Here is a 25,929-nt window from a genome sequence, read left to right as displayed (position 1 = left end):
CGATTTATTTTTGACGGCAGTGAAGATGCCTCTTGGCGTTATCTTTTACCGCTGCTACTATCCGCGCAACAAGGGGAGTAACTTCTCGCCGGTTTGTCGTCATTACGGTGCACCCATATCCTGCAGTGCACCCGGCAGCCGGGCAGTCGATGCAAATCAGCTGTAAGTGAGACCTTGCCGAGAGGCAAGGTGTATCTGCTCCAAACGCAAACCCACGCCTCTCGGTCGTGGGTTTTGTCGTTTTTGGGAGAAGTGAACATGGGTGAATGGTGGATGTGGACCGGTTTCTTCAGCATAGTGCTGGTCCTGTTATGGATAGACATACGCTTTGTCGGTGGCGGCAAGTCACACAAGGTATCTCTCAAAGAGGCGGGCGTCTGGTCCCTCATCTGGGTCAGCGTGGCCCTGCTCTTCAACCTGGCCATCTGGCTCTGGCTGGATCACAGCGCGGGCCGTGAGATTGCCAACCAGAAGGGACTGGAGTTCCTCACCGGCTACCTCATCGAGAAAGCGCTGGCAGTGGACAACGTCTTCGTCTGGCTGATGCTGTTCGGTTACTTTGCCATTCCGGCCGAGCTGCAGCGCCGGGTGCTGCTCTACGGGGTACTGGGTGCCATCGTGATGCGTGCCGGTATGGTGTTCGCGGGCAGCTGGCTCATCGAGCAGTTCCACTGGATCCTCTATCTGTTTGGCGCTTTCCTGCTGCTGACCGGTGCCAAGATGCTGTGGGCGTCCGACAAGGAGCCTGATCTCGCCAACAACCCGTTGCTGGGCTGGATGCGCCGTCGTTTCAAGGTGACCGAGACCCTGGAAGGGGAGAAGTTCTTCGTCTGGCGGGACGGTGTGCGCTATGCCACCCCGCTGCTGCTCATTCTGGTGCTGGTGGAGGTGAGCGACCTCATCTTCGCGGTGGACAGTATCCCGGCCATCTTCGCGGTGACCACGGATCCCTTCATCGTGCTGACCTCCAACATCTTCGCCATCATGGGTCTGCGTGCCATGTACTTCCTGCTGGCGGGTGTGGCTGATCGCTTCGCCCTGCTCAAATACGGTCTGGCACTGATCCTGATGTTTATCGGGGTCAAGATGCTGTTGCTGGATATCTTCAAGATCCCGACCGGTATCGCACTGGGCGTAGTCGCGTTGATCCTGCTGGCATCCATGGGGCTGAGTCTGTTTGTGACCCGTAAAAAGGCCGCTTGAGCGCGGAAGACAATTAAGCAATAACAACAAGGGCTCCCGCGGGAGCCCTTTTTCATATCGTGTTATCAGCGTTTGATCTTCTTGGGGTTGGTGTAGCCCCAGATGGTGTACATGTCCGCCAGCAGGGCGCCGTTGTACTCCTCCAGATCTGCCTGTTTCACTTCGGCGTCACCCTGACGGCCAAACAGCACCACCTCGTCGCCGGGTTTCACCCCTTTCAGATCCGTCACATCCACCATGATGGTGTTCATGGAGGTCTTGCCGACCACCGGCACCTTCTGACCCTGGATCAGCACATAGGCCTTGTTGCTCAGGGAGCGGCGATAGCCATCGGAGTAGCCCAGCGGCAGGTTGGCGAGCCAGGAGTCACGCTTGAGAGTAAAGGTGCGGTCATAACCGACGGTGTTGCCCGCGGCATAGTGGTTGACCGAGGCGACCTGGGTTTTGAATGCCATCACCCGCTTGTATTCGGTATGGGAGGGGATGGAGTCGCCGTAGAGCAGGCCGCCCGGGCGCACCATGTCGAAGTAGGCGTCCGGCACGGCCAGAGTGGCGAAGGAGTTGGCGGCGTGGATGGTGATCTTGCTGCGATCCAGCTTGCCCGCTTCCAGCAGCCACTGGGAGTCCAGTTTGAACTGGGCCAGCCCCATCTTGACGTCCTCTTTCTCCTCCACCGGGAAGTGGGTCATGATGCCGACTGGGGTGATCCCCTTTAGCTTGAGCATGGCCAGCGCATCCTGCTTGGCATCGGCCAGACGCAGGTCGATGCCGTTGCGGCTCATGCCGGCGGAGTTGAGTGCAATATGCACCGGAATGGTGGTGTGGTGGCGCTGGGCGATATCGGCGATACCCTGGGCACTGACCAGACTGCCGATCAGCTCCTCCATCTTGTAGGGCAGGGCCTGCTCTACTTCATCCGGGGTGGCAGCACGCACCCGCATCAGACGGCCGGTAAAGCCCTTCTCGCGGGCGACGCGCGCCTCTTCGTTGCTGGCGATGCCGATGCAGGGGATATTTGCCTTGACCACGGAGGGGACCAGCAGGTCGATGCCATGACCATAAGCGTCGGCCTTCATGATGGCGCAGATTTGCGGGCCCTTGTCGCCGAGGCGATCCTTGAGGGTCTGGATATTGTGCTCAAAGGCGCCCAGATCCACTTCCAACCAGGCGTTGCTGGCGGTTTGCTCCTGGCCGTTGCGATGATCCGTCGCAAGGGGCAGATAGGGAGCCGCAACGGCTTGGCCCGCGAGCAGGCCGAAGATCAGGGTAGCCAGCAGAGTTTTCTTGTGCATGGTGATTCCTTTTTGTTATTCGCGTTGGATAGTTTGGACGGGGTCGGCCACATTGGTGGTGGTTTAACCACAACTTGTTGTTATTATTATGATCTTTGTCACTCTCAACAGGCGCTGACTGGTTGGGAGTCTACCGCAACACGGGTTCGGCCGACACTCGTCAGGGGAAGAAAATGGTCAATCTTGAGTTACGTTTGCCACCACCGCTGATCTTTCTGCTCTGTGCCGGGGCCATGTGGTGGCTAAGAGGGGAGAGTCAGCCCGGCATCTGGGCAATGGCGCTGATGGCTATGCTGGTAGTTGCGGGGGCCATCATGGGCTTTGGTGCCCTGCAACGGTTTCGTCACCACCAGACCACGGTCAGCCCCACCAAACCGCAGCACACCAGTCGTCTGGTGACCTGTGGCGTCTATCGTGTCAGCCGCAATCCCATGTATCTGGGCTTGCTCTGCTGGCTGGCCGCCTGGGGCTGTTATCTCGGTGGAAGTTGGGTCTGGGTTGGGCCAATCGTGCTGGTGGCCTGGCTGACCCGCTTTCAGATCATGCCGGAGGAGCGGCTGCTGCGCGCCCGTTTTGGCGACGAGTATGTGGCGTATTGCCAGCGTGTTCGCCGTTGGTGCTGATTGGCAGTGACCTGCGTGAGCGGAGGGCTAAGTCGGGTCAGCCGTGCTGGATAAAGAGAGCCCCGGGCGGGCCCGGGGTTCTCGAGGGACAGGTTAGAAAAAATCGCCCTTCTCGTCCTTGGTGGGTTCGAGGCTCCAGCCGGTGGCATCGCTGCTGCTGGCAATCTGTCCCTTCTCCTTCCACAGCTTGATCTTGAGGCGCAGGTTGTTGGCCGAGTCGGCGTTCTTCACCGCCTCTTCTTCCTCAATTACCCCTTCCACCACCAGATCAAACAGGGCGCTGTCGAAGGTGACCATGCCGAGGGCCTTGGATTTTTCCATCACCTCTTTGAGGCCGCCAAATTCACCGCGCTTGATCATGTCGCGGATGGTGTGGGTACCGAGCATGATCTCCACCGCGGCCCGGCGGCCGCCATCAGTGGTTTTCACCAATCGCTGGGAGACAAAGGCCTTGAGGTTGTTGCCCAGATCGTTGAGCAGCTGGGGGCGGCGCTCCTCGGGGAAGAAGTTGATGATGCGATCCAGCGCCTGGTTGGCGTTGTTGGCGTGCAGGGTGGAGATGGCAAGGTGGCCGGTTTCGGAGAAGGCCAGCGCATGCTCCATGGTCTCGCGATCGCGAATTTCGCCGATAAGAATGACGTCCGGCGCCTGACGCAGGGTGTTTTTCAGGGCGGCGTGGAAGCTGCGGGTATCCACGCCAACCTCCCGCTGGTTGATGATGCTCTTGCGGTGGCGATGAACGAACTCCACCGGATCCTCGATGGTAATGATGTGGCCGCCGCTGTTGCGGTTGCGATGGTCGATAAGCGCCGCCAGCGAAGTGGATTTACCCGAGCCGGTACCGCCGACAAACAGCACCAGGCCACGTTTCTCCATGATGGTGTCGAGCAACACCGGCGGGAGTTTGAGATCTTCAAAGCGGGGGATGTCGGTCTTGATGTTGCGGGCCACCAGAGAGACTTCGTTGCGCTGCTTGAAGATGTTGACCCGAAAGCGGCCGATCTGGGGCAGGGAGATGGCGAGGTTCATCTCCAGATCCTTCTCGAACTGCTGCTTCTGCTCGCCATCCATGATCTCGGCGGCGATCCGCGCCACTTCACCCGGTTCAAGCGGTGTTTCGTTGAGGGGGCGCAGGCCGCCGTTAAATTTGGCGCAGGGGGGCGCGCCGGTCGACAGATAGAGGTCTGAGCCATCCTGCTTGGCCAGGATCTGTAACATGTCTCGCAATTCCATTTTTTGCCTCGTCGATCAATGAGATGCCATGAGCGGGATGATATTGAGTGTACAGCCTCAGGCGCCGGTCAGTTTCTCGCGAAAGACAAAAAAGACCGCACCGAGAATGCAGAGTCCTGCCCAGAGATAGTCCCATTTCAGATCTTCCTTGAGATAGAAGATAGAGAAGGGGACGAATACGGTGAGTGTGATCACTTCTTGCAGGATTTTAAGTTGGCCCACGCTCATCACCGTATGGCCGATGCGGTTGGCGGGCACTTGCAGCAGGTATTCGAACAGGGCGATACCCCAGCTCACCAGGGCGGCAATGATCCAGGGTTTGTGGTTCATGCTCTTGAGGTGAGCGTACCAGGCGAAGGTCATAAAGACGTTGCTGCAGAGCAGCAGACCGATACTGGTGAAAATCGGGTTCATAGGGTTCTCCTTGAAAATCCGGCGCATTTTATCCCTGAACCACGGGTTTTCATACGTGGTGCGGGAGGGTATTTTTAACCAACAGGATAAGCCGTGCGAGGTATGCGACGGGATGGGCAAGTTATGCGGGATAGTGTTGTTACTGTTATTTGCCATGCCGGTGCGTGCGGCCCCGACGCTGACGGTAGCCACTGATCTGTGGCCACCATTTCGCATCCTGCAAGCGGATGGCCGGTTGCAGGGGCTCGACATGGACATCCTGCGCCGGTTGCAACAGGCGAGCGGCATTGAGTTGCAGGTACGGCGGATGCCGTGGGGCAGGGCGCTCAAGCAGATGCAGACCGGTCAGGTCGATCTGATGATTGGCCTCGCCTATACCGCCGAGCGGGCGCAGTTCATCGACTATCTGCAGCCTGCCTACTACCAGTGCTGGCCCGCGTTTTATGGTCAGCCGGTCAATGTGGCTCGGATCCACCAATACCGAGATCTGCAGGGGGTGAAGGTGGGCTATGTGCTCAACTCCGCCTACTTTGAGCCCTTCAACAGTGACAGCCGCCTCGACAAGCACGGAGTACCCACCGAAGATCAGCTGCTGCGCATGGTGCAGCGCGGTCACCTGCCGCTGATGATTGGCACCGACTGTCAGGTGGACTATGCCCTGAGTCAGGGAAATGCCAGCCGGATAGGCAAGGCGGACTACCGCCCCGCCACGCCGGTGACCCTCTATCTGGGGATGAGCAAACACTCACCTCACCAGTCACTGCGCCAGCCCTTGCTGGTGGCGCTGCAAAATCTGGTGGCCAGCGGCGAGATAAGGGGGATGGCAAAGCGTTACCAGCCTTGACCTTGGGTGGCAAGCCACTGTTATCATGCCCTTTTCCTGCTTCTCCCCCGGCGCTGCGACAGGGCCGGGGGGAAGCCTTGTTATTCGGGGATCATCCTTGTACCTCTCCCTTATCGCCCGCCAGCAGCGCTGGCAGCGGCGCTGGCTCAGTGGCCTGACGCTGCTGACCTTGCTGCTGTTTCTCTTCTCCCTCGTCTGGGGCGAGTTTGTACTGCTGCCCTGGCAGCCCCTTGGCGATCTCGAACAGCGCATCTTGCTGGAGCTGCGTCTGCCGCGCGCCCTGCTGGCGCTTTTGGCAGGGGCGGCGCTCGCCTGTGGCGGCGCCGTGTTGCAGGTGATGCTGCACAACCCGGTGGCCGAACCCGGGCTGCTTGGCGTTTCAAGCGGCGCTGGCCTTGCCGCCATGGTGGCGATGGCGGTGGCCAAGTCCCTCGGCTTCTATCTGCCCGGCTGGGGGCTGTCGCTGGCGGCCTTTGGTGGCGCCCTGCTGGTGACCATGCTGCTCATTCGGCTGGCTCGCCGGGCGCGTCTCGGTCATGCTCGCTTGCTGTTGTTTGGGGTGGCCATCGGCATCCTCACCAATGCGGCCATGACCTGGCTGATGTACTTTGCCGACGACGGCTCCTTGCGTGAATTCATGTTCTGGATGATGGGGAGCCTCTCTTACGGCAGCCAGCAGTTCGGCTGGTGGTGGCTGGTGCTGCCGCTCACCCTGGGTTGGCTCTGCTGGCAGGGCAAGGCGCTGCAACAGTTGCTGCTGGGGGAGACCCAGGCCCGCCTGATGGGGATGGATGTCGACAAGATGCGGGTGCGGCTGGTGCTGGCGGTCTGTCTGCTGACCGGTGTGGCGGTGTCGTTGTGCGGCGTCATCGGTTTTGTCGGGTTGGTGGTGCCCCATCTGCTGCGGCTCTGCGGTGGCAGCGATCAGCGCTTTCTGCTGCCTGCTTCGGCGCTTGGCGGCGGGGCCCTGCTGCTGGCGGCCGATCTGGTTGCTCGATCCACCCTGAGCGCGGGGGAGTTGCCTATCGGCGTCATCACCGCCTCGGTGGGGGCGCCGCTCTTTATCTATCTGCTATTGAGGCAAACTGCCGATGGTGCTGCATAAATATCTGCATGATTTGGTCGGGGTGCGCAGTCTCCTTATTTACCCGTTGTTGAGGCAAGATACCGATGTCACCCGCTGATCCCATGCCGGTTTCTTCTCGTGCTGCTGCGCCGCTGCTGGAGGCGCGCGCACTCGCCATTGCCGGACGGCTCTCTCCCCTGGATATCCGCTGGCATGGCGGCCAGTTGGTGGCGCTGCTTGGCCCCAATGGCAGTGGCAAGTCGACCCTGCTCGGGGCGCTGGCGGGGATTTTACCCGCCGATGGCACAGTGCTGCTGGGGGGGGAAGTGCTTACTGACATGAGTTGGCCTGAGCTTGCCAAACGGCGCGCCATGCTGCCCCAGCGTCAGCCCCAGCTGTTTCATATTCCGGTGTTTCAGGTGTTGAGCCTGGGGCTCGATGAGATGGTTGCACCTGCCAGACAGAACGAGGCGATAAATGCATTGTGCGAGGCATTGGAGCTGGAAGCCTTGCTGGCTCGTGACTTCAGCCGGTTGTCGGGGGGCGAGCAGCAGCGGGTGCTGATTGCCCGCACCCTGCTGCAGGTGTGGCCGAGCCTCAATCCGACCGGCAAGGTGCTGCTGCTGGACGAGCCGCTGGCGGGGCTCGACCTGCATCACCAGCTGGCGCTATTGCGCTTGCTGAAAACCTTGGCCGGGCAGGGCTTGCTGGTGGTGCTCGCCATCCACGATATCAATCTGGCCATCGACTGGGCCGACAGCATTCTCTGCCTGCAAGGGGGCGCGGTGGTGCGCGAAGGGGGTGTCGAGCTGGTGGATGAGGCGCTGCTGGCGCAGGTGTTCCAGATAAAGACCGAGCGCATCGAGGCGGGCGGCCGGGTCTGGTTTATGCCCAGTTTGTGAGAAACAAGCAAGGCCCTGGCGTCAGCCGAGGGCCTTTTTGAAGAATACGACTCGCTCCGTTTCGGCAAAGCCGAGTTGTTGGTGCATCTGCTGCGAGTCAAGATTGTCGATGGCGGCATCGGAGGCCAGTTCCCGGCAACCCAGCTCGCGGCCCCACTGCGCCACCTGAGCGATCAAGGCTTGGGCCACCCCACGCTGGCGCGAGGCCGGTTGCACATAGACCCCTTCCAGATACATCACAGGGCTGCTGTTGCAGCCATTCACGTAATCGTGGCGCAGGGTTGCATCGGCAAAGCCTACCGCCTGACTCTGCTCATCCAGCGCCAGAAAGGCGTTGAGATGTGCATTGGCCAACATCTCAACCCCTTCCTGCAGGTGGGCCGAAAGTGCGTGGTGCGGCCACAGCTGCTGGCGCAGGGTTGCCCACTGCGCCAGCAGCGTCTCGTCGAGGGGGACTATCTGCCAGCCGATACTCGTCATCGGGGCTCAGGCTTGCCGCTTGGCAAGGCGTACCAGTGCAGCCTCTGCCAGCATCGCCAGCAGGGTTTCGGTGTCGTTCCATGACAGACAGGCATCTGTGATGCTCTGGCCGAAGGTGGCGGCGCAGCCGTTCTCCACATCCTGACGCCCTTCCACCAGGAAGCTTTCGGCCATGATGCCGGCGATGCCGGTACGGCCGCGGCGCAGCTGATCGCAGATATCTTGCGCCACCAGCAGCTGACGGCGGTGATCCTTCATGCTGTTGCCGTGGCTGAAATCGACCACCAGACGCTCCGGCAGGCCCACATCGGCCAACGCTTCACACGCTTCATCGACACTGGCGGTGTCGTAGTTGGGGCGGTGGCCGCCACGCAGGATCACATGACCAAAGGGGTTACCGGCGGTGCGGTAGATGGTCATCTTGCCGTCCTTGTCCGGCGAATAGAAGATGTGGCTGTGACGGGCGGCGCGCACCGCATCGATGGCGATGCGGGTATTGCCGTCGGTACCGTTCTTGAAGCCAACCGGGCAGGAGAGGGCCGAAGCCATCTCGCGGTGTACCTGGGATTCGGTGGTACGTGCGCCGATGGCGCCCCAGGTGATGAGGTCGGCAATATACTGGCCGGTCACCATATCGAGGAATTCGGTGGCGGTGGGCATGCCGATCTCGTTGATGTCGACCAGCAGTTTGCGCGCCAGTTTCAGCCCTTCGTTGACGTCGAAGCTGCCATCGAGGCGCGGATCGTTGATGAGCCCTTTCCAGCCGACGATGGTGCGCGGCTTCTCGAAATAGGTGCGCATCACGATGCAGAGGCTCTCTTTATACTGCTCGCGCAGGGCGTTGAGGCGCTGGGCATACTCGCGAGCAGCAGCGGGATCATGGATAGAGCAGGGGCCGACAATGACCAGCAGGCGCTGATCGTCTCCGGCCAGAATGGCTTCCACTTCGCGACGGGCATCCAGCAGATTCTGGGCAATGGTATCGGTGATCGGAAACGCGTGTGCAAGCTCGCTCGGAGTGATCAGTGACTCCAGGCGACGGGTGCGCAATTCATCTGTGTGAATGGACATACAACTCAAGTCTCGAGTGGGTGGTGTCAGCCGCAAGGGGCGAAAAAGCAAAGAGATAAAATAAAGCAAAAGTCCACCGATTGAAACCTTGGGGGGCTCTGATAGGATGTGAGGCCAAAATCGATTCCAAATGAGGTAGATAGCGTGGCAAAGCCAGGGGCAACCGGGGTCACCCGCATCATCAATGCAACCGGTTACAGCATGAAGGGGCTCAAGTCAGCCTGGATTAACGAGGCGGCGTTTCGGCAGGAGCTGATGCTGATCCTGTTGCTGATGCCGCTGGCCTTCTGGCTGGGGGATTCCCTCAACCAGATCCTGCTGCTTATCGTCATCAGCTGGCTGGTGGTGATCGTCGAGATCCTCAACTCAGCCATCGAAGCTGTGGTAGACCGGGTTGGCTCCGAGCATCATGAGCTCTCCGGTCGCGCCAAGGATTTGGGCTCTGCCGCCGTCTTTATCGCGCTGGCCCTTAATGCCCTGGTGTGGGGGGCGCTGGTAGGCCGCAACCTGTTGGGGTGGTGGTAAGCCATCACGCTGCTTTGAGGTTCTGCTTCATACAAAAGCCCGTCATCACGACGGGCTTTTTGCTGCGCAGATAAGGGTTTATCAGTGGAGGATGCGGGCACGGATAGTGCCGTTGATCTCCTTGAGCTTGGCGAGCGCCTTCTCGCTGTGCTCGGTCTCCACGTCGATCACCACGTAACCGATATGGCTGCTGGTCTGCAGGTATTGACCGGCGATGTTGATCCCCTCTTCGGCGAAGATCTGGTTGATCTGGTTCATCACGCCCGGCTGGTTGCGGTGAATGTGCAGCAGGCGGCTGGAGCCCTTGTGGCCCGGCAGCGACACTTCCGGGAAGTTGACGGCAGAGAGGGTGGAGCCATTGTCGGAGTATTTGACCAGCTTGTTGGCCACTTCCAGCCCGATGTTCTCCTGCGCTTCATGGGTGGTGCCACCGATGTGCGGGGTCAGGATGACGTTCTCCAGCCCACGCAGCGGGCTTTGGAACTCCTCGTCATTGGACTTGGGCTCGACCGGGAAGACGTCGATGGCGGCGCCGGCGATATGGCCGCTTTTGATGACGTCAGCCAGCGCATCGATATCCACCACGGTACCGCGGGCGGCGTTGATGAAGATGGCGCCCGGTTTCATCATCCGCAGTTGCTCTGCACCGATCATGTTCTTGGTGGAGGCTGTCTCCGGCACGTGCAGGCTGATGACGTCAGACATATTGAGCAGCTCGACCATGCTCGGCACCTGAATGGCGTTACCCAGCGAGAGCTTGTTCTCGATATCGTAGTAATAAACCTTCATGCCGATGCTTTCGGCGATGATGCCAAGCTGGGTACCGATGTGGCCGTAGCCGATGATGCCGAGCTTCTTGCCGCGCGCTTCCACCGAGCGGTTGGCCAGTTTTTCCCACACGCCGCGATGGCACTTGGCGTTTTTCTCGGGGATGCCGCGCAGCAGCAGCAGGATCTCGCCCAGTACCAGCTCGGCGACCGAACGGGTGTTGGAGAAGGGGGCGTTGAAGACCGGAATACCGCGGATCTGGGCCGCTTCCAGCTCGACCTGGTTGGTACCGATGCAGAAACAGCCGATGGCGACCAGCTTGTTGGCGGCGTCGAGGACTTTCTCGGTGATCTGGGTGCGGGAGCGCAGCCCGATGAAATGGACGTCGCGGATCTGCTCGATCAGCTCCTCTTCGGAGAGCGAGGTCTTGAGATACTCCACACTGGTGTAACCTGCGGCACGAAAGGTCTCTACGGTGTTGGGGTGAACCCCCTCCAGCAGCAGAACCTTGATTTTATCCTTGTCCAACGAAAACTTGGCAGTCATGACGATCCCTCTGTATGTGCAAACGTAAGTGCAGATTTGGTGTGCGAAGAAAACCGTAAAGTAGCAAAAACGTTTGGGAGAGGGAATATTTGTGACGAAAGTCAAATTCTTTGAAGTTATCAACGAATGTTGTAAACATCCGTATGCAACTTGTTGAGGGATAAATAAAAACGGCGCCATCAGGCGCCGTCATTTATTCACAGTGCAATGTTTGGGTCATATCCCATCCTAGGGCTCAATCAACGCCGCTGCTGCGTCAGAGGTTGCAGAGTGGCGCTGGCGGGCGAGGGAGAATACCGCTGCACTGTGCTACCGGTGTCGGGATTACTGGGTAATCACGCCGTCCGGCGTACCGATCAGGACCACGTCGGCGCCGCGTGCGGCGAACAGGCCGTTGGTGACCACGCCAACGATGGCGTTCAGTCGTACTTCTAACGCCTTGGCGTCGGTAATGGCCATGCCTTTTACATCCAGAATGTGGTTGCCGTTGTCGGTGACCACCCCTTCACGCCACACCGGGTTGCCACCCAGTTTGCGAATTTCGCGGGCCACGTATTCGCGGGCCATCGGGATCACTTCCACCGGCAGCGGGAACTGGCCCAGCACGTCGACGGTCTTGGTGTTGTCGATGATGCAGATGAACTTGTCAGCTACGGCGGCAACGATCTTCTCGCGGGTCAGGGCTGCGCCACCGCCCTTGATCATGTCGCGGGTTGCGTTGATCTCGTCGGCGCCATCCACATAGACGGAGAGGGCGTCGATCTCGTTGAGATCATATACGGTGATGCCGAAGCCCTTGAGGCGCTCGGTAGAGGCCACGGAGCTGGATACCGCCCCCTTGATCTCGTCCTTCATGGTCGCCAGCGCGTCGATAAAGTGGTTGACGGTAGAGCCGGTGCCCACCCCGACGATGGTGCCGGGAACCACATACTTGAGCGCAGCCCAACCGGCCGCCTTCTTCATTTCATCTTGAGTCATGATCGTTCCTTAAGAAAAAAGCGGGCGCATTATATCCAACCCGGTACCCCGTCGCGACCTTGTTGCTCACGTTCCGGGGCAAAAAGAGGGACTTTGTAAATCGTTTACCTGATTATTCTGCGTTTGCGCGCACAAAGCAGGGGCTGCCTGCCAAAAACAGCTTATTCAAAGCGCCAGCAGTGGCTCGGAGTGATGATCTGGGGCAGCGGCACATCCCACTCCTCTTGCGGGACCGCATCCACCTGCTGGCAGTCGTGGGCAATGCCGAGCGGCTTGGGCCCCAGCTTGTGCTCATGCCAGATGGCGAGAGTGCGATCGTAGTAGCCGCCCCCCATGCCAAGGCGATTACCCTGGGCATCGAAGGCAACCAGCGGGGTGCAGATAAGATCGAGCGTGCTGTGGGGCACCACCTGCAGGATATCCAGCTCCGGCTCTTCGATGCCGTAGCGGTTGCGTACCATGGGGCTGGTGGCGGTATAGCGCAAAAAGAGCAGGTGACCCGGGGTAAAGGGGTGGATCACCGGCAGGTAGACCTCTTTGTGCTGGGCCCACAGCCAATGGATGGTGGGCAAGGGGTTGATCTCCCCGTCATTGGCCAGATAGAGGGCAATGCGTTTGGCGGCGAGGATCTCGGGGTGTTGCTTGAACTGGGCCAGCAGCTGTTGGGCCGCCGCTTGCTGCTCGGCCGGACTCAGATTTTTGCGGCGTTGACGAACCAGTTGGCGCAGGGATTGACGTTCGGGTTGGGACTCATGCATGGGGAACCTCTGGTATAGCTGCGCATCGATGGCTTGAACGCGCTCTACCTTAGCACATTCACTCTTGACGTTAAGGGGAACAGGGGAACTCCCGCCCCGGACGGTTGATGCCCGGGACGGTGGGATAAATGCTGGCGGGTCCGATAGTGAGTCAACAAGGGCCAGGGTGTGGCCCCTGTTGACAGCATGTCGGCGCGCCAGCCTCTGGTCTGTTACTTGTCAGCTTTGCCGCGCATCTGGTGCTTCACAAACACTGCAATGAGTGCCGCTACCGCGAGTGCCATCGGGTAGAAACTCATGCTTACTACCGCCAACGGCGACAGGGCGAAGATGGATCCCAGCAGCAGCGCCTGTGCGCCCCAAGGGATCAGACCCTGTACCACGCAGGAGAAAATATCGAGCATGGAGGCGGCTCGGCGCGGGGTGACACCGTGGTGTTCGGCCAGATCCCGGGCTACCTTGCTGGCGACGATAATAGCCACCGTGTTGTTGGCGGTGCACAGGTTGGTGAGGCTCACCACCCCGGCGATGCCGAGCTCGGCGGCTTTCTCGTTCTGTTCACCATTGTGCTCGCGAGTGAAACGGGCAATCAGGGCGCTGATGCGCTCACTGATCCAGGCCAGACCACCCTGACGCTCCATCAGGGCGCCGAGGCCGCCGATCAGCATGGAGAGCAGGAAGATCTCCTGCATGCCGGTAAAGCCCTGATAGATATCCTTGCTGAACTGACCGATGGCGTAGCCGTTGATCATGCCTACCACTCCGGCGGCCAGAATGCCGATCCCCAGCACCACAAACACATTCACTCCGGCGAGCGCCAGCCCCAGGATCAGCAGATAAGGCATCACCTTGAACAGCTCGATGGCGCTGCCGCTGGCAGGGGATTCACCCACTGACCCCAGGGTCAGATAGAGCAGGATCACTGCGATGGCGGCAGGGGCGGCAATCTTGAAGTTCTCGCGGAACTTATCCTTCATTTCGCACCCCTGACTGCGGGTGGCCGCTATGGTGGTGTCGGAGATGATGGAGAGGTTATCGCCAAACATGGCGCCGGAGAGAATGGTACCTGCCATCAGCACCGGATCGATACCGGCCGCCTGCGCCACGCCCAGCGCGACCGGCGCCACGGCACCTATGGTGCCCATGGAGGTGCCCATAGCGGTAGCAATAAAGGCAGAGATGAGGAACAGCCCGGGCAACAGCGCCCAGCCGGGAATGAGGGAGAGACCCAGCGCCACAGTAGCATCAACCCCGCCGGTGGCCTTGGCCACGCTGGCAAAGGCGCCCGCCAGCAGATAGATAAGGCACATCGCCATGATATTGCTGTGGCCAACCCCCTTGAAGAAGGTCTCCAGATTGCTGTTGAAGCTCTCTTTGCCAAGCAGCAGGGCGAGCATCACCGCAGGCAGGGCAGCAACCGGAGCGGGCAGCTGATAGAAGGCGAATTCGACCCCCTGCAGGGTCAGCCAGGTACCGGTACCGATAAAGAGTGCGAGAAAAACCAGAAGTGGCAACAAGGCCCTGGCACTGGGTTGGATCTGGATCATGTGTTCCTCTGAAATTGAACAATGACCTCCTGTCATAAACTGCTTTGTACCTGTATCGGATAGGGATAGGGGGAAAACAGGGCGGGCATCCTGCCGCATTGGGGTGCCCACAGTAGTGAGTCAACATCGCCTGGTCAAGATAGACGTCCAGATGGATAGGTGTTTTTGTTTGATGATTCTGGTGTTATTGAGATATCAAAATAATATTCGGAAAAAGAAGTTAGTGCTGTTTATTATTCATTACTGTTCTGGCACAGTCCGCGGGTATCTGGGGGTATCGCGTGCCTTTAATAAGGAAAGAGGGAAACGATAAGATCTCTGCATGCAATCTTGGGGATTTCTCCCGCTGCCAAACGTCAGCCGCACCTCTCTCTATCTCTACGTGAGCATGGTACGGATATTTCCAGAACGCGTGGACACAAGACCTGGGCTGTGTGGTTACTGTGTCAGTTTCTCCACCGCCTGAACGGCTGTCGCGAGAGCATCCTGTTCCAGCGTCAGCGGAATGTGGCCAATACCGGGCAGCAGGGTGACAGGCCAGGAGATGCCGAGACGTCTTAACTCAGGTTCAAGTTGATCTGTTTGAAAGGCTTCGTCATTTGCACCCGCGATCACGGCGCAGGGGCGTTGCACATTGCGTATGTTTTGCTGATAGTCGCGCTCCGGCTGAAAGTTCGAAGCAAGGTTGAAGGAGTAGGAGGGGGTCAGCAGGGATTTCGCCTCATCATTGAGGGCAAAGTTCAGCACGGTCAGATGGTTGAGTGCGGAAATATGGAAACCGTTGAGGATGCTCAGGGCGATGAGGCGAGGCAAGCCGATACGCACCCAGCCACCGCTGTTGGGCCGGTAGTTGGCGGCGGTGGGGCCAAGATAGGGGGAGAGCAGCAGATAGCTCTCGAACAGGGTTTGTCGCGTGCTGCCAGCAACGCGCAGCACAAAGCCACCCCCTGACGAGAAGCCGACGAGTGTTGCAGGCTTGTCGGGGGCTACCGACTTGATGAAATCTTCCAGGTCGTCTTCAAGCTGGCCGATGTAGGCAATGGTGCCTTTGTCGCCCGATGCGCCATGGCCGCGAATATCGAGGGCGTAGGCGTCGTATCCCGCTTGCGAAAAGGCGCTCGCCATCTTGTGCATGCTCTGACTGCTGGCAGAAGAGCCGTGAACCAGTACCACGCTGCCCTTGACCTTGTTGTTCTTCGTATTGCCCTCTGCGCCATAGTGCCGATAGGCCAGCTGCGTGCCGTCACGCGCCGGGTATCTTGAGAGGGGTGGCATGCTGCTCCAGCCACTCCCCTTGAAAGGGTCGTTGATGCTGGCCATCGCCGGTGCCGGACTCGGCCCGCCAAACAGCAGAGCCGCGGCCAGCATGACCAGGGTCAGTGATATCAACCCCACAGCAAACAGCAATCCTGCGCTCATCCTTGCACCTCGTTTGATATCGACACGGGCGTTGCCCTGATTTTGCTTATGCTGGCATTTCACTCGTTCGAACCTATCAGATGGCACCCGGTCTGCCAAATGATGGAGTGAGACGATGAAAAACGGCCTGTGACCAAAAGGAAGTTCTTGGCCAGCCAGTGTGCGCTGCCGTTGGAGAGCGCAGCAAGGAGTGGTGGCATCATGGCTTTTCAAACCCGGCGCGGGCTGGTAAAACGGTCTCTTTCCATAATTAAAAGAGATGAGAGGGTGGAGATGGACAATCCGATCCGTGTGGCCGTGATGGGCTGTAATGGTCGTATGGGCAAGGTGCTGCTGGAGGCCATCACCAACACCGATGGCGTAGTGGTCGGTGCCGCGCTGGAGCGGCCGGGTTCGGCGGTGATCGGCCTTGATGCCGGTGAGCTCAATGGGCTGGGCCATCTGGGCGTGGCCATCAGCGATAGTCTGGACAAGGTGCGCGATGAGTTTGATCTCATCATCGACTTCACCCGCCCCGAGGTGACCCTTGCCAATCTGGCCTTTGCGCTGGCCCACCACAAGCAGATGGTGATCGGCACCACCGGTTTTGACGATGCAGGCAAGGCCGCCCTGAAAGAGGCGGGCAAGCAGATCGGTATCGTGTTCGCCTCCAACTACTCGGTCGGGGTCAACCTGGTGTTCAAGCTGCTGGAGCAGGCCGCCAAGGTGATGGGGGATTACACCGACATCGAGATCATCGAGGGCCACCATCGCCACAAGGTGGATGCGCCATCCGGTACTGCGCTCTCCATGGGGGAAGTGGTCGCCAAAACGCTGGGCCGGGATCTCAAGGAGTGCGCCGTCTATGGTCGCGAGGGGATCACTGGCGAGCGGGATCGCAACACTATCGGCTTTGCCACCATTCGCGCCGGCGATCTGGTGGGGGAGCATACCGTCATGTTTGCCGATATCGGCGAGCGGGTGGAGATCAGCCACAAGGCCTCCAGCCGCCTGACCTTCGCCAACGGTGCTGTGCGGGCGGGCAAGTGGCTTGGTCAGCAGGGGGCCGGTCTTTATGACATGCAGGATGTGCTCAATCTCAAGTGATGCCTCTGAGCGGCACTTTCGTACTACTGCTACCCCAGTGAAAAACCCCGGCTTGCCGGGGTTTTTGCTGTCAGTCAGCCAGATTTTGTGTAAAAAGACACGCTGCCTGCAATTTTTAACTGAACTCCTTATAAATCACACTATTGCGTTATCCGCCAGATTTTTCCTTCCTGAATGTCATCACCAGGTAACAGATTTGAGCATCTTTATGGCGGATAAAGCCATTTTTTTACACGAACTGGAAAAGACTAAAAATTCAAGCACAGAAAAACGTTTTCCATTTTTCATGTTCACTCTTGTCATCGTAAAAGCGTTAAATTTGTCATTAATGCTTTTTGTGTAAAAATAAAAACCATTGTTTTAATTGGTTTTTTTGTTTGTTTTTGTCGTTATTGCTGGCTTGGTAGCATCTTTTGATGGTGGTTTTTCCTTTTCTTTCGCGGGAGGGGGTTGCAAAGCGATTAAGTGCATAGATAATGGGTAATGTTGCTTTTTTATTGAATTTAGATGCATTTCATCTGAGAAAAGACGTTGAAATGCCACTTTTTTTAAGTAGAATGCGCCCAATTTGCCAGAAATCTGCCGGGTTCGAGTCCTGTCCAAGACCGGAACCGAGCCCGCAACACCCAGGTAAATTGCTGAATTTAAAGCTAAATAACTGGAGGTTGTCTTGAATCACACTGCATTGCTAGTGCTGGAAGATGGAACTGTGTTCAAAGGCGTGTCGATAGGCGCCGAGGGATGTTCCGTTGGTGAAGTGGTTTTCAATACGTCGATGACGGGCTATCAGGAAATCCTCACCGATCCCTCTTATTCCCGTCAGATAGTCACCCTCACTTACCCCCATATAGGCAACACCGGCACCAACAGCGAAGATGAAGAGTCCAGTCAGATCCATGCTCAGGGATTGATCATCCGGGACCTTCCGATACTTGCCTCCAATTTCCGCAATCAGCAATCCCTCTCCGAATACCTCAAGTCTCACAACATCGTTGGCATCGCCGACATCGACACCCGTAAACTGACCCGCATCCTGCGCGAGAAAGGCGCTCAGGCTGGCTGCATTCTGGCCGGGAAACAGGTCGATGAAGCCTATGCCCTCGAACAGGCCCGCGCCTTCCCAGGTTTGAAGGGAATGGATCTGGCCAAAGAGGTGACGGTTGGTGAAGCGTACAACTGGACGACCGGGAGCTGGCAGCTTGGCAAGGGGCATGTCACCCCGGATGCCGACCAGCTGAAATACCACGTGGTGGCCTATGACTTTGGCGTCAAGCGCAACATCCTGCGGATGCTGGTTGACCGCGGCTGCCGCCTGACTGTGGTACCGGCCAAGACCCCGGCCGCCGAGGTACTGGCGATGAATCCGGATGGCATCTTCCTCTCCAACGGCCCCGGCGACCCCGAGCCGTGCGACTACGCCATCGAGGCCATCAAGGCTTTCCTTAATACCAACACGCCGGTATTCGGCATCTGTCTGGGTCACCAGCTGCTGGGTCTGGCCTCCGGTGCCAAGACCGTCAAGATGAAGTTTGGCCACCACGGCGCCAACCATCCGGTGAAGAGCCTCGATGACAACACCGTCATGATCACCGCTCAGAACCACGGCTTTGCGGTAGACGAGAACAGCCTGCCGGATTGCCTGCGCGCCACCCACGTCTCCCTGTTCGATGGTTCCCTGCAAGGTATCCATCGCACCGACCGTCCGGCCTTCAGCTTCCAGGGGCACCCCGAAGCGAGCCCGGGCCCGCACGACTGTGCCGGTCTCTTTGACCACTTTATTGAATTGATTAAGCAGTATCGCGCCTAAGAAATAGAGGAAAGAGTTTCATGCCAAAACGTAATGACCTTCAGAGCATCCTGATCCTCGGCGCTGGCCCCATCGTCATCGGCCAAGCCTGCGAATTTGACTACTCCGGCGCCCAGGCGTGCAAAGCCCTGCGCGAGGAGGGTTACCGCGTTATTCTGGTCAACTCCAACCCGGCCACCATCATGACCGACCCGGAGATGGCAGACGCCACCTACATCGAGCCCATCACCTGGGAAGTCGTGCGCGAAATCATCAAGAAAGAGCGCCCGGACGCCATCCTGCCCACCATGGGTGGCCAGACTGCGCTCAACTGTGCACTGGCACTGGAGAAGCATGGCGTGCTGGCCGAGTTCGGTGTCGAGATGATCGGTGCCACCGCCGATGCCATCGACAAGGCCGAAGACCGCTCCCGTTTTGACAAGGCGATGCGCAGCATTGGCCTGGAGTGCCCGCGTGCCGGCATCGCCCACAACATGGAAGAGGCGTGGGGCGTGCAGCAGATGGTCGGCTTCCCCTGCATCATCCGTCCCTCCTTTACCATGGGTGGCTCCGGTGGCGGTATCGCCTACAACACCGAAGAGTTCGTCGAGATCTGCGAGCGCGGTCTGGACTTGTCGCCGACCAAAGAGCTGCTCATCGACGAGTCGCTGATCGGCTGGAAAGAGTACGAGATGGAAGTGGTGCGGGATCGCAACGACAACTGCATCATCGTCTGCGCCATCGAAAACTTCGACCCCATGGGTATCCACACCGGTGACTCCATCACGGTCGCGCCAGCCCAGACGCTGACCGACAAGGAGTACCAGCTGATGCGCAACGCCTCCATGGCGGTACTGCGCGAGATCGGTGTCGAGACCGGCGGCTCCAACGTCCAGTTCGGTATCAACCCGAAAGATGGCCGCATGGTCATCATCGAGATGAACCCGCGGGTGTCGCGCTCCTCTGCGCTGGCCTCCAAGGCGACCGGTTTCCCCATCGCCAAGATCGCCGCCAAGCTCGCCATCGGTTACACCCTCGACGAGCTGATGAACGATATCACCGGCGGTCGCACTCCGGCCTCCTTCGAGCCGGCCATCGACTACGTGGTCACCAAGGTACCGCGCTTCAACTTCGAAAAATTCGCCGGTGCCAACGACCGTCTGACGACCCAGATGAAGTCGGTCGGTGAAGTGATGGCCATCGGCCGCAACTTCCAGGAGTCCCTGCACAAGGCGCTGCGCAGCCTCGAGACCGGCAAAACCGGTTTCGACCCCATGGTTGACCTCAATGCCCCGGACTCCCTGACCCGCATCCGTCACGAGCTGCAGGATGCAGGTAGCGACCGTATCTTCTACATCGCCGATGCATTCCGCGCCGGTCTCTCCATGGATGGCATCTTCAAGCTGACCAAGATTGACCCCTGGTTCCTGGTACAGATTGAAGACCTGGTGAAACTGGAAGAAGAGGTGAAAGAGCGCGGCATGGCCGGTCTCGATGCCGACTTCCTGCGTGCCCTCAAGCGCAAAGGCTTTGCCGATGCCCGTCTGGCCAAGATCCTCGGCGTGGCCGAAGGGGAAGTGCGCAAACTGCGCGCCCGCCACAACATCTTCCCGGTCTACAAGCGGGTAGATACCTGCGCCGCCGAGTTCGCCACCAACACCGCCTACATGTACTCCAGCTATGACGAGGAGTGCGAAGCGGCCCCGAGCAACCGCGACAAGATCATGATCATCGGCGGCGGCCCGAACCGTATCGGTCAGGGTATCGAGTTCGACTACTGCTGCGTGCACGCGGCGCTGGCCCTGCGCGAAGACGGTTACGAGACCATCATGGTCAACTGCAACCCGGAGACCGTCTCCACCGATTACGACACCTCCGATCGTCTCTACTTCGAGCCGGTGACCCTGGAAGATGTGCTGGAAATCGTGCGCATCGAAAAACCCAAGGGCGTCATCGTTCAGTACGGTGGCCAGACCCCGCTGAAACTGGCCCGTGCACTGGAAGCCAACGGCGTGCCGATCATCGGTACCAGCCCGGATGCCATCGACCGCGCCGAAGACCGCGAGCGCTTCCAGTCTGCCGTCGAGCGCCTCGGCCTCAAGCAGCCGGAAAACGGCACCGTCACCGCGCTGGAGCAGGCCGTGCTGCTGGCCGAGCGTATCACCTACCCGCTGGTGGTTCGCCCCTCCTACGTGCTGGGTGGCCGCGCCATGGAAATCGTCTATGACGAGCAGGATCTGCGTCGCTACTTCGCCGAGGCGGTAAGCGTCTCCAACGAATCGCCGGTACTGCTGGACCGCTTCCTGGACGATGCGACCGAGCTGGACGTGGATGCCATCTGCGACGGCACCGATGTGGTCATCGGCGGCATCATGGAGCACATCGAGCAGGCCGGTATCCACTCCGGTGACTCCGGTTGCTCCCTGCCTCCCTATACCTTGTCCAAGAAAATTCAGGACGAGATCCGCGAGCAGGTGCGCAAGCTGGCGCTGGAGCTCGGCGTTATCGGCCTGATGAACGTGCAGTTCGCGGTCAAGGGCGATGACATCTACCTTATCGAGGTGAACCCGCGTGCCGCCCGTACCGTGCCGTTTGTCTCCAAGGCGACCGGTGCTCCGCTGGCCAAGATTGCCGCCCGTGTGATGGCCGGTCAGTCGCTGCAAGAACAGGGCTTCACCAAAGAGATCATCCCGCCCTACTACTCGGTGAAAGAGGTGGTACTGCCGTTCGCCAAGTTCCCGGGGGTTGACCCGCTGCTGGGGCCGGAGATGCGCTCCACAGGTGAGGTAATGGGTGTGGGCAGCAGCTTTGCCGAGGCCTATGCCAAGGCGCAGCTGGGTGCCAACCACGCCGTACCGAAAGAGGGGCGTGCCCTCTTGTCAGTGCGTCACAGCGACAAGGCGCAGGTGGTCGACTTGGCCGCCAAGCTGCTGGAGCTGGGCTACGAGCTGGATGCCACTCACGGCACCGCCGTCGCGCTGGGTGAGGCGAGCATCAACCCGCGTCTGGTCAACAAGGTGCACGAAGGTCGCCCGCACATTCTCGACCGCATCAAGAATGGCGAGTACACCTACATCGTCAACACCGCCGAAGGGCGGGTGGCGATCCAGGACTCCAAGCAGCTGCGTCGCGCCGCCTTGCAAAACAAAGTGGCGTATACCACCACCATGAACGAGGCGTTTGCCACCTGCATGGCCATCAGTGTGGATGCCACCGCCAACGTCAACTCGGTGCAGGAGCTGCACCAGAAGGTGAAAAACCGCTAAGAGTTTGCAGCGGGCATCTGCCCGCCTTGCCAGACGACCAACCCCCGCCAGCGATGGCGGGGGTTTCTTTTTATCAGGCGCTCACCGTTCGGTTCGGGCCGGGTGAATCCTTGAAGAAGGTCATGAGTTCCGCATCGCAGACAACGGATGGCGCGTGGGGTGGCAAAAACTGGCAAGGGGAGGGGATGCTGCGAGCGCGGGTTTCAACTGCGGCAGGCAATCCTCTACAATGGCCCCACTTTGCTTGTCAGTGCAGTGCCAGCGGCGCTGCCTGTAGGGCCTACAAAAAATGGACATGCTTATGACCGCTTTGCCTTCCTGTCGTCTTCTTGCCTTCTGCTCTGCCTTGTTGCTGGCCGGTTGTGCCAGTGATCCCGCCTCCGCGCCTGCCAAAGAGGTGAGCGTGAGCAACCCCAAAACGCCGCCTGCCATGCAGCCGCGCAAACCGGCGGATATGAAGAGCCGCATCGTGCGCTTCTTGCCCCGTCAGGTGCCTGACAAACAGGGGTGGGCCAACGACGTGGTGACGGCGCTCACCACCCAGGGGGTGACGGTCAATGATCACAATGTCTGTAGCGTGCTGGCGGTGGCGGAGCAGGAAGCCACTTATCAGGCCGACCCCGTGGTGCCGGGTCTTGGCAAGATCGCCTGGAAAGAGATCAACTCACGGGCAGCCAAGCTGCTGATCCCCGAATTTATGGTGCGGGCCGCGCTCTCCATCAACTCGCCCACCGGCAAGAGCTACGCCGAGCGGATCGACAAGTTGCGTACCGAGCGGGAGATGAGTGAAATCTTCGAAGACATGATCAGCATGCTGCCGATGGGCAAGACGCTGTTTGGCAATCTCAACCCGGTGCATACAGGCGGCCCGATGCAGGTGAGCATCGCCTTTGCCGAGGCCAACGCCCGTGGCTACCCCTATCCAATCAAGGATTCCATCCGCCACGAAGTCTTTACCCGTCGCGGCGGCATCTGGTTTGGCACCAAACATATCTTCGGTTATCCCGCCGACTACCCGGATACCCTCTACCGCTTTGCCGATTTCAACGCCGGCTGGTACGCCAGTCGCAATGCCGCCTTTCAGGCCGCCGTCAGCCGCCTGAGTGGCAAAACTCTGGCGCTGGACGGGGATCTGATCCGCTATGACTCGGATCTGCCGGGCAACACCGAGCTTGCCGTCTACACCCTCGCCAACCGGGTCAATATGAGCAAACAGGCGATCCACCAGAGTCTGCGCAAAGGGGATACTGCCGAATTTGCCGAGACCGATCTATACCATCGCATCTTTACCCTGGCCGACAAGCAAGCGGGCAAGCGACTGCCCCGCGCCATCCTGCCCGGCATTCAGCTAAAGAGCCCGAAAATTACCCGCAACCTCACCACCGCCTGGTTTGCCAAGCGGGTGGATGACAGGGAGCAGCGATGCGTGCGGCAGATGGCGACGATTAGGTAGGACTGGGTTTGCTTCGAGACTAGTTGCAAAGCGGGTTGCCATTGTTAATGGCAACCCGCACGCTTAATCGCCCCTTCCAATGGAGATCTTTGGCTCGCATCCAGTCATGAACGGTGGCGGCTCCTTCCGAGTGGCATGAGTTGTTACTACTTTTGCAGGATTAGCCGTGTTGGCGGCGGTCGTTGGCCTGGGCCAGTAGCATGCGGCTTTCACGCAGGAACTGGTCGGCATGTTCGCCGAAGAAACCGGAAACTTGCGAGAAGGCCTCGATGAAGCCGTCCCTGTCCCCCCGCTCCAGCAGCCCCAGCGCTTCGCCGAAGTTTTGGTAGTAGCGACGGATCATCGCCAGATTCTGCGGTGACGACAAAATGATGTCGGCATAGAGGTGGGGATCCTGAGCGAACAGCCGCCCCACCATGGCGAGCTCCAGCCGGTAGATGGGAGAGCTCAAACTCAGCAGGCGATCCAGATTGGCCTGCTCCCGGGAGAGGTGCCAGCCATAGGCAAAGGTGGCGAAGTGACGCAGTGCCTGAATGAGGGTCATCGCCTCATCGTGGGCCTTGGCTTCCACCTGCTGCAAGCGGGCGCCCCAGATGGTCATCTGATCCAGCAGCCATTGGCTGGCGGCGGGGTCACGACCCTGGCAGCAGACGATCACCTGCTTGGCGAGACTCGCCACATCCGGCCCGAACATGGGGTGCAGTCCCAGTACCGGCCCTTGGTGCACCGCCAGCATATGTTCAAGCGGCGCTGCTTTCACGCTGGTGACATCGACCAGCAGGCAGTGGGCGGGCAGGTTGCCGAGGTGGTCGATGATCTGGCAGGTGATATCGATGGGCACCGCCACCATCACCAGACCGGCTCCGGCGAGGAGCTCGTCAGCGCGCGGCCAGTCGGCTTGTTCCAGCGTCTCGATCCGATAGCCTGAGAGGCTGAACATATGGCCGAACAAGCGGCCAAGCTGGCCCTGACCGCCGATGATGACCACCTTGCCAAGGTCCGGCTTTATGCATTTGAAGCCGGTATCTTTCTCGCTGGCATAAGATTCGCGCATCACCCGGCGCAGCACGTCTTCGATGAGATCGCCGGGCACCCCCAACTGCTCGGCCTCGGCGCGGCGGCGGGCCAACATGCTCGCTTCCCTGTCCGGTGCATAGATGGGCAGGCCGTGGCGGCTCTTTACCTCACCCACTTCTCCCACCAGGGCCAGACGGGCGGCAAGCAGATCGATCAGCTGCTTGTCCACCGCATCTATCTTGTCCCTGAGTACATTCAACTCTTCAGCCATATCCAGTCCCTGCTGGCGCCGCAGCGGCGACGCCCTGAAAATCAAGATGCAACAAGGTATCACGGCATGAGCGGTTTGATGCCACCAGCGGTGATACCTCGATTGTTCAATAGGTTACGACAAGATACCACGGCTTACCGTGCAGTTCTGCCCTTGAGAGGGTCAGCCAGCTGGTTGTGGCAGCGGGCCAGCAGGGTAGCGGTGGTGTCCCAGTCGATGCAGGCATCTGTGATGGAGACCCCGTAGCGCATCTGCTCCTTGGGCTGCTCGCTGGACTGGTTTCCCTCGAACAGGTTGGATTCGAGCATCACCCCGATGATGGAGCGGTTGCCCTCCTGGATCTGGTGGATGACGTTGTCGGCCACCTTGGGCTGCAAACGGTGATCCTTGCTGGAGTTGCCGTGGCTGCAATCCACCACAAGGCTCGGCAGCAGGCCCGCTTTCTCCAGCGCCTCTTCCGCCAGTGACACGTTGACCGAGTCATAGTTGGGATGTTTGCCGCCGCGCAGGATCACGTGGCCATCCGGGTTGCCCTGGGTCTGCAGCAGCGCAACCTGGCCCTGCTGGTTGATCCCCATAAAGGCGTGAGGGGAGGAGGCCGCTTGCAGCGCATTAATGGCAGTCCCCAGGTTGCCGTCGGTGCCGTTCTTGAAGCCGACCGGCATGGAGAGGCCGGACGCCATCTCCCTGTGGGTCTGGGATTCGGTGGTGCGGGCGCCGATGGCTGACCAGGAGAAGAGCTCGGCCAGGTATTGCGGGCTGATGGGGTCGAGCGCTTCGGTAGCCAGCGGCAACTCCAGCTCCGCCAGCCAGCAGAGCAGCTCGCGGGCACGATGAAGCCCCAGCTCCACATCGAAGGTGCCATCCAGATTGGGGTCGTTGATAAAGCCTTTCCAGCCGACCGTGGTGCGCGGCTTTTCAAAGTAGACCCGCATGACAATGTAGAGAGAGTCCTGATAGGCATCATGCAGCGCTTTGAGTCTGGTTGCGTACTCTTTGGCGGCGTCCATGTCGTGGATGGAGCAGGGACCACAGATCACCAGCAGCCGGTGATCGCGACGGTGAATGATGTCGGCGATGGTATTGCGGGCCCCTTGCACGAATGCCAGCGCCTTGTCGGAGATGGGTAACTTCTCCTTGAGCTGGGCAGGCGTGATCATCACTTGTTCGGACTGGATGTGGATGTTGTTCAGGGGGTCTCTTTGCATGATTTCATTCTCTCTACTGTATTAAGCTAAAAGCGATTGTACCGATATGTTTACGTTGGTACCTGCTTTGTTACGCAACCGCCCTCACCTTACCAAGGAAAAGCAAACAATCAAGTGAAACTAGCGGATTTACCGCTAAAAAGTCAGATAAAGGAGCTGCTATATAGTGCGAA

The 25,929-nt window shown here is 59.3% G+C and carries 22 protein-coding genes; 10 read left to right on the top strand and 12 right to left on the bottom strand.

Going from position 1 to position 25,929, the window contains the following annotated elements:
• Positions 1-258 precede the first annotated feature (258 nt).
• A complete protein-coding gene (locus AB5Y71_RS13330) occupies positions 259-1,203 on the top strand; it encodes a TerC family protein (protein WP_368171777.1) in 945 nt (314 codons plus the stop codon).
• A gap of 65 nt (positions 1,204-1,268) precedes the next feature.
• On the opposite strand, the gene alr is transcribed toward AB5Y71_RS13330, so the two are convergent.
• Positions 1,269-2,495 (bottom strand): alanine racemase, encoded by a 1,227-nt coding sequence (gene alr, locus AB5Y71_RS13325; protein ID WP_088869323.1) that lies wholly within the window; start codon positions 2,493-2,495, stop codon positions 1,269-1,271.
• Positions 2,496-2,668: 173 nt separating this feature from the next.
• Between alr and AB5Y71_RS13320 the strand changes: the two genes are divergently transcribed.
• Entirely contained in the window at positions 2,669-3,118 is a 450-nt protein-coding gene (locus AB5Y71_RS13320; protein ID WP_124928988.1) for an isoprenylcysteine carboxylmethyltransferase family protein, read from the top strand.
• 93 nt (positions 3,119-3,211) lie between these two features.
• On the opposite strand, the gene tapW is transcribed toward AB5Y71_RS13320, so the two are convergent.
• Both tapW and AB5Y71_RS13310 read right to left on the bottom strand, forming a co-directional pair.
• Positions 3,212-4,351: a type IVa pilus ATPase TapW gene (gene tapW / locus AB5Y71_RS13315; RefSeq protein WP_005361600.1), complete on the bottom strand. Its 1,140-nt coding sequence runs from the start codon at positions 4,349-4,351 to the stop codon at positions 3,212-3,214.
• 57 nt (positions 4,352-4,408) lie between these two features.
• Positions 4,409-4,765: a DMT family protein gene (locus tag AB5Y71_RS13310; RefSeq protein ID WP_005337656.1), complete on the bottom strand. Its 357-nt coding sequence runs from the start codon at positions 4,763-4,765 to the stop codon at positions 4,409-4,411.
• 112 nt (positions 4,766-4,877) lie between these two features.
• Between AB5Y71_RS13310 and AB5Y71_RS13305 the strand changes: the two genes are divergently transcribed.
• The 3 genes from AB5Y71_RS13305 to AB5Y71_RS13295 all read left to right on the top strand — a co-directional run bounded on the left by AB5Y71_RS13305 (position 4,878) and on the right by AB5Y71_RS13295 (position 7,577).
• Entirely contained in the window at positions 4,878-5,609 is a 732-nt protein-coding gene (locus AB5Y71_RS13305; RefSeq protein WP_368171776.1) for a substrate-binding periplasmic protein, read from the top strand.
• A gap of 97 nt (positions 5,610-5,706) precedes the next feature.
• Positions 5,707-6,714 carry a vitamin B12 ABC transporter permease BtuC gene (btuC, locus tag AB5Y71_RS13300; protein ID WP_042056519.1) on the top strand — a complete coding sequence of 336 codons (1,008 nt, stop codon included), beginning with the start codon at positions 5,707-5,709 and terminating at the stop codon, positions 6,712-6,714.
• Between the two features lie 65 nt (positions 6,715-6,779).
• Complete coding sequence (locus tag AB5Y71_RS13295; RefSeq protein ID WP_368171775.1) at positions 6,780-7,577, top strand: ATP-binding cassette domain-containing protein; 798 nt, start codon at positions 6,780-6,782, stop codon at positions 7,575-7,577.
• Positions 7,578-7,598: 21 nt separating this feature from the next.
• On the opposite strand, the gene aac(6') is transcribed toward AB5Y71_RS13295, so the two are convergent.
• Both aac(6') and AB5Y71_RS13285 read right to left on the bottom strand, forming a co-directional pair.
• Positions 7,599-8,057, bottom strand: coding sequence for an aminoglycoside 6'-N-acetyltransferase (gene aac(6'), locus AB5Y71_RS13290; RefSeq protein ID WP_368171774.1), 459 nt, complete (start codon positions 8,055-8,057; stop codon positions 7,599-7,601).
• Positions 8,058-8,063: 6 nt separating this feature from the next.
• Complete coding sequence (locus AB5Y71_RS13285) at positions 8,064-9,128, bottom strand: 3-deoxy-7-phosphoheptulonate synthase (protein ID WP_139464052.1); 1,065 nt, start codon at positions 9,126-9,128, stop codon at positions 8,064-8,066.
• A 144-nt stretch (positions 9,129-9,272) separates the two neighbouring features.
• Between AB5Y71_RS13285 and AB5Y71_RS13280 the strand changes: the two genes are divergently transcribed.
• Positions 9,273-9,653 carry a diacylglycerol kinase gene (locus AB5Y71_RS13280; protein ID WP_005337641.1) on the top strand — a complete coding sequence of 127 codons (381 nt, stop codon included), beginning with the start codon at positions 9,273-9,275 and terminating at the stop codon, positions 9,651-9,653.
• Positions 9,654-9,734: 81 nt separating this feature from the next.
• Here AB5Y71_RS13280 and serA read toward each other — a convergent pair whose 3' ends face one another.
• The 5 genes from serA to AB5Y71_RS13255 all read right to left on the bottom strand — a co-directional run bounded on the left by serA (position 9,735) and on the right by AB5Y71_RS13255 (position 15,669).
• Positions 9,735-10,967 carry a phosphoglycerate dehydrogenase gene (gene serA / locus AB5Y71_RS13275; protein WP_005337639.1) on the bottom strand — a complete coding sequence of 411 codons (1,233 nt, stop codon included), beginning with the start codon at positions 10,965-10,967 and terminating at the stop codon, positions 9,735-9,737.
• Between the two features lie 324 nt (positions 10,968-11,291).
• Positions 11,292-11,945, bottom strand: coding sequence for a ribose-5-phosphate isomerase RpiA (gene rpiA, locus AB5Y71_RS13270; RefSeq protein WP_005353106.1), 654 nt, complete (start codon positions 11,943-11,945; stop codon positions 11,292-11,294).
• 161 nt (positions 11,946-12,106) lie between these two features.
• The gene (locus AB5Y71_RS13265) at positions 12,107-12,703 is read right to left on the bottom strand and encodes a 5-formyltetrahydrofolate cyclo-ligase (RefSeq protein WP_368171773.1); all 597 of its coding nucleotides are present in this window, start codon (positions 12,701-12,703) and stop codon (positions 12,107-12,109) included.
• 212 nt (positions 12,704-12,915) lie between these two features.
• Complete coding sequence (locus tag AB5Y71_RS13260; RefSeq protein ID WP_042056531.1) at positions 12,916-14,250, bottom strand: Na+/H+ antiporter NhaC family protein; 1,335 nt, start codon at positions 14,248-14,250, stop codon at positions 12,916-12,918.
• A 438-nt stretch (positions 14,251-14,688) separates the two neighbouring features.
• Positions 14,689-15,669 carry an alpha/beta hydrolase gene (locus AB5Y71_RS13255; protein ID WP_368171772.1) on the bottom strand — a complete coding sequence of 327 codons (981 nt, stop codon included), beginning with the start codon at positions 15,667-15,669 and terminating at the stop codon, positions 14,689-14,691.
• Between the two features lie 273 nt (positions 15,670-15,942).
• Between AB5Y71_RS13255 and dapB the strand changes: the two genes are divergently transcribed.
• The 4 genes from dapB (at position 15,943) to AB5Y71_RS13235 (ending at position 23,260) form a co-directional block, all read left to right on the top strand.
• Entirely contained in the window at positions 15,943-16,755 is an 813-nt protein-coding gene (gene dapB / locus AB5Y71_RS13250) for a 4-hydroxy-tetrahydrodipicolinate reductase (protein ID WP_005347132.1), read from the top strand.
• A 670-nt stretch (positions 16,756-17,425) separates the two neighbouring features.
• Positions 17,426-18,562 carry a glutamine-hydrolyzing carbamoyl-phosphate synthase small subunit gene (gene carA, locus AB5Y71_RS13245; protein WP_005361585.1) on the top strand — a complete coding sequence of 379 codons (1,137 nt, stop codon included), beginning with the start codon at positions 17,426-17,428 and terminating at the stop codon, positions 18,560-18,562.
• Between the two features lie 20 nt (positions 18,563-18,582).
• Positions 18,583-21,807: a carbamoyl-phosphate synthase large subunit gene (carB, locus tag AB5Y71_RS13240; protein WP_005337626.1), complete on the top strand. Its 3,225-nt coding sequence runs from the start codon at positions 18,583-18,585 to the stop codon at positions 21,805-21,807.
• Positions 21,808-22,108: 301 nt separating this feature from the next.
• Complete coding sequence (locus AB5Y71_RS13235) at positions 22,109-23,260, top strand: DUF1615 domain-containing protein (protein WP_042056536.1); 1,152 nt, start codon at positions 22,109-22,111, stop codon at positions 23,258-23,260.
• A 160-nt stretch (positions 23,261-23,420) separates the two neighbouring features.
• Here the strand turns inward: AB5Y71_RS13235 and tyrA are convergent, their stop codons facing one another.
• Both tyrA and AB5Y71_RS13225 read right to left on the bottom strand, forming a co-directional pair.
• Positions 23,421-24,548, bottom strand: coding sequence for a bifunctional chorismate mutase/prephenate dehydrogenase (tyrA, locus tag AB5Y71_RS13230; RefSeq protein ID WP_368171771.1), 1,128 nt, complete (start codon positions 24,546-24,548; stop codon positions 23,421-23,423).
• Between the two features lie 134 nt (positions 24,549-24,682).
• Positions 24,683-25,756, bottom strand: coding sequence for a 3-deoxy-7-phosphoheptulonate synthase (locus tag AB5Y71_RS13225; RefSeq protein ID WP_021231016.1), 1,074 nt, complete (start codon positions 25,754-25,756; stop codon positions 24,683-24,685).
• Positions 25,757-25,929: the final 173 nt, after the last annotated feature.

The organism is Aeromonas sp. R9-2, assembly GCF_040908025.1.
Lineage (GTDB): Bacteria > Pseudomonadota > Gammaproteobacteria > Enterobacterales > Aeromonadaceae > Aeromonas > Aeromonas veronii.
This window is presented reverse-complemented; position numbering and strand designations above follow the sequence as displayed.

Excerpts from the sequence above, each read along its gene's own strand:
- AB5Y71_RS13330 (WP_368171777.1), top strand. The coding sequence starts at position 259 with ATGGGTGAATGGTGGATGTGGACCGGTTTCTTCAGCATAGTGCTGGTC.
- alr (WP_088869323.1), bottom strand. The coding sequence starts at position 2,495 with ATGCACAAGAAAACTCTGCTGGCTACCCTGATCTTCGGCCTGCTCGCG.
- AB5Y71_RS13320 (WP_124928988.1), top strand. The coding sequence starts at position 2,669 with ATGGTCAATCTTGAGTTACGTTTGCCACCACCGCTGATCTTTCTGCTC.
- tapW (WP_005361600.1), bottom strand. The coding sequence starts at position 4,351 with ATGGAATTGCGAGACATGTTACAGATCCTGGCCAAGCAGGATGGCTCA.
- AB5Y71_RS13310 (WP_005337656.1), bottom strand. The coding sequence starts at position 4,765 with ATGAACCCGATTTTCACCAGTATCGGTCTGCTGCTCTGCAGCAACGTC.
- AB5Y71_RS13305 (WP_368171776.1), top strand. The coding sequence starts at position 4,878 with ATGGGCAAGTTATGCGGGATAGTGTTGTTACTGTTATTTGCCATGCCG.
- AB5Y71_RS13295 (WP_368171775.1), top strand. The coding sequence starts at position 6,780 with ATGTCACCCGCTGATCCCATGCCGGTTTCTTCTCGTGCTGCTGCGCCG.
- AB5Y71_RS13285 (WP_139464052.1), bottom strand. The coding sequence starts at position 9,128 with ATGTCCATTCACACAGATGAATTGCGCACCCGTCGCCTGGAGTCACTG.
- serA (WP_005337639.1), bottom strand. The coding sequence starts at position 10,967 with ATGACTGCCAAGTTTTCGTTGGACAAGGATAAAATCAAGGTTCTGCTG.
- rpiA (WP_005353106.1), bottom strand. The coding sequence starts at position 11,945 with ATGACTCAAGATGAAATGAAGAAGGCGGCCGGTTGGGCTGCGCTCAAG.
- AB5Y71_RS13265 (WP_368171773.1), bottom strand. The coding sequence starts at position 12,703 with ATGCATGAGTCCCAACCCGAACGTCAATCCCTGCGCCAACTGGTTCGT.
- AB5Y71_RS13260 (WP_042056531.1), bottom strand. The coding sequence starts at position 14,250 with ATGATCCAGATCCAACCCAGTGCCAGGGCCTTGTTGCCACTTCTGGTT.
- AB5Y71_RS13255 (WP_368171772.1), bottom strand. The coding sequence starts at position 15,669 with ATGAGCGCAGGATTGCTGTTTGCTGTGGGGTTGATATCACTGACCCTG.
- dapB (WP_005347132.1), top strand. The coding sequence starts at position 15,943 with ATGGACAATCCGATCCGTGTGGCCGTGATGGGCTGTAATGGTCGTATG.
- carB (WP_005337626.1), top strand. The coding sequence starts at position 18,583 with ATGCCAAAACGTAATGACCTTCAGAGCATCCTGATCCTCGGCGCTGGC.
- AB5Y71_RS13235 (WP_042056536.1), top strand. The coding sequence starts at position 22,109 with ATGACCGCTTTGCCTTCCTGTCGTCTTCTTGCCTTCTGCTCTGCCTTG.
- tyrA (WP_368171771.1), bottom strand. The coding sequence starts at position 24,548 with ATGGCTGAAGAGTTGAATGTACTCAGGGACAAGATAGATGCGGTGGAC.
- AB5Y71_RS13225 (WP_021231016.1), bottom strand. The coding sequence starts at position 25,756 with ATGCAAAGAGACCCCCTGAACAACATCCACATCCAGTCCGAACAAGTG.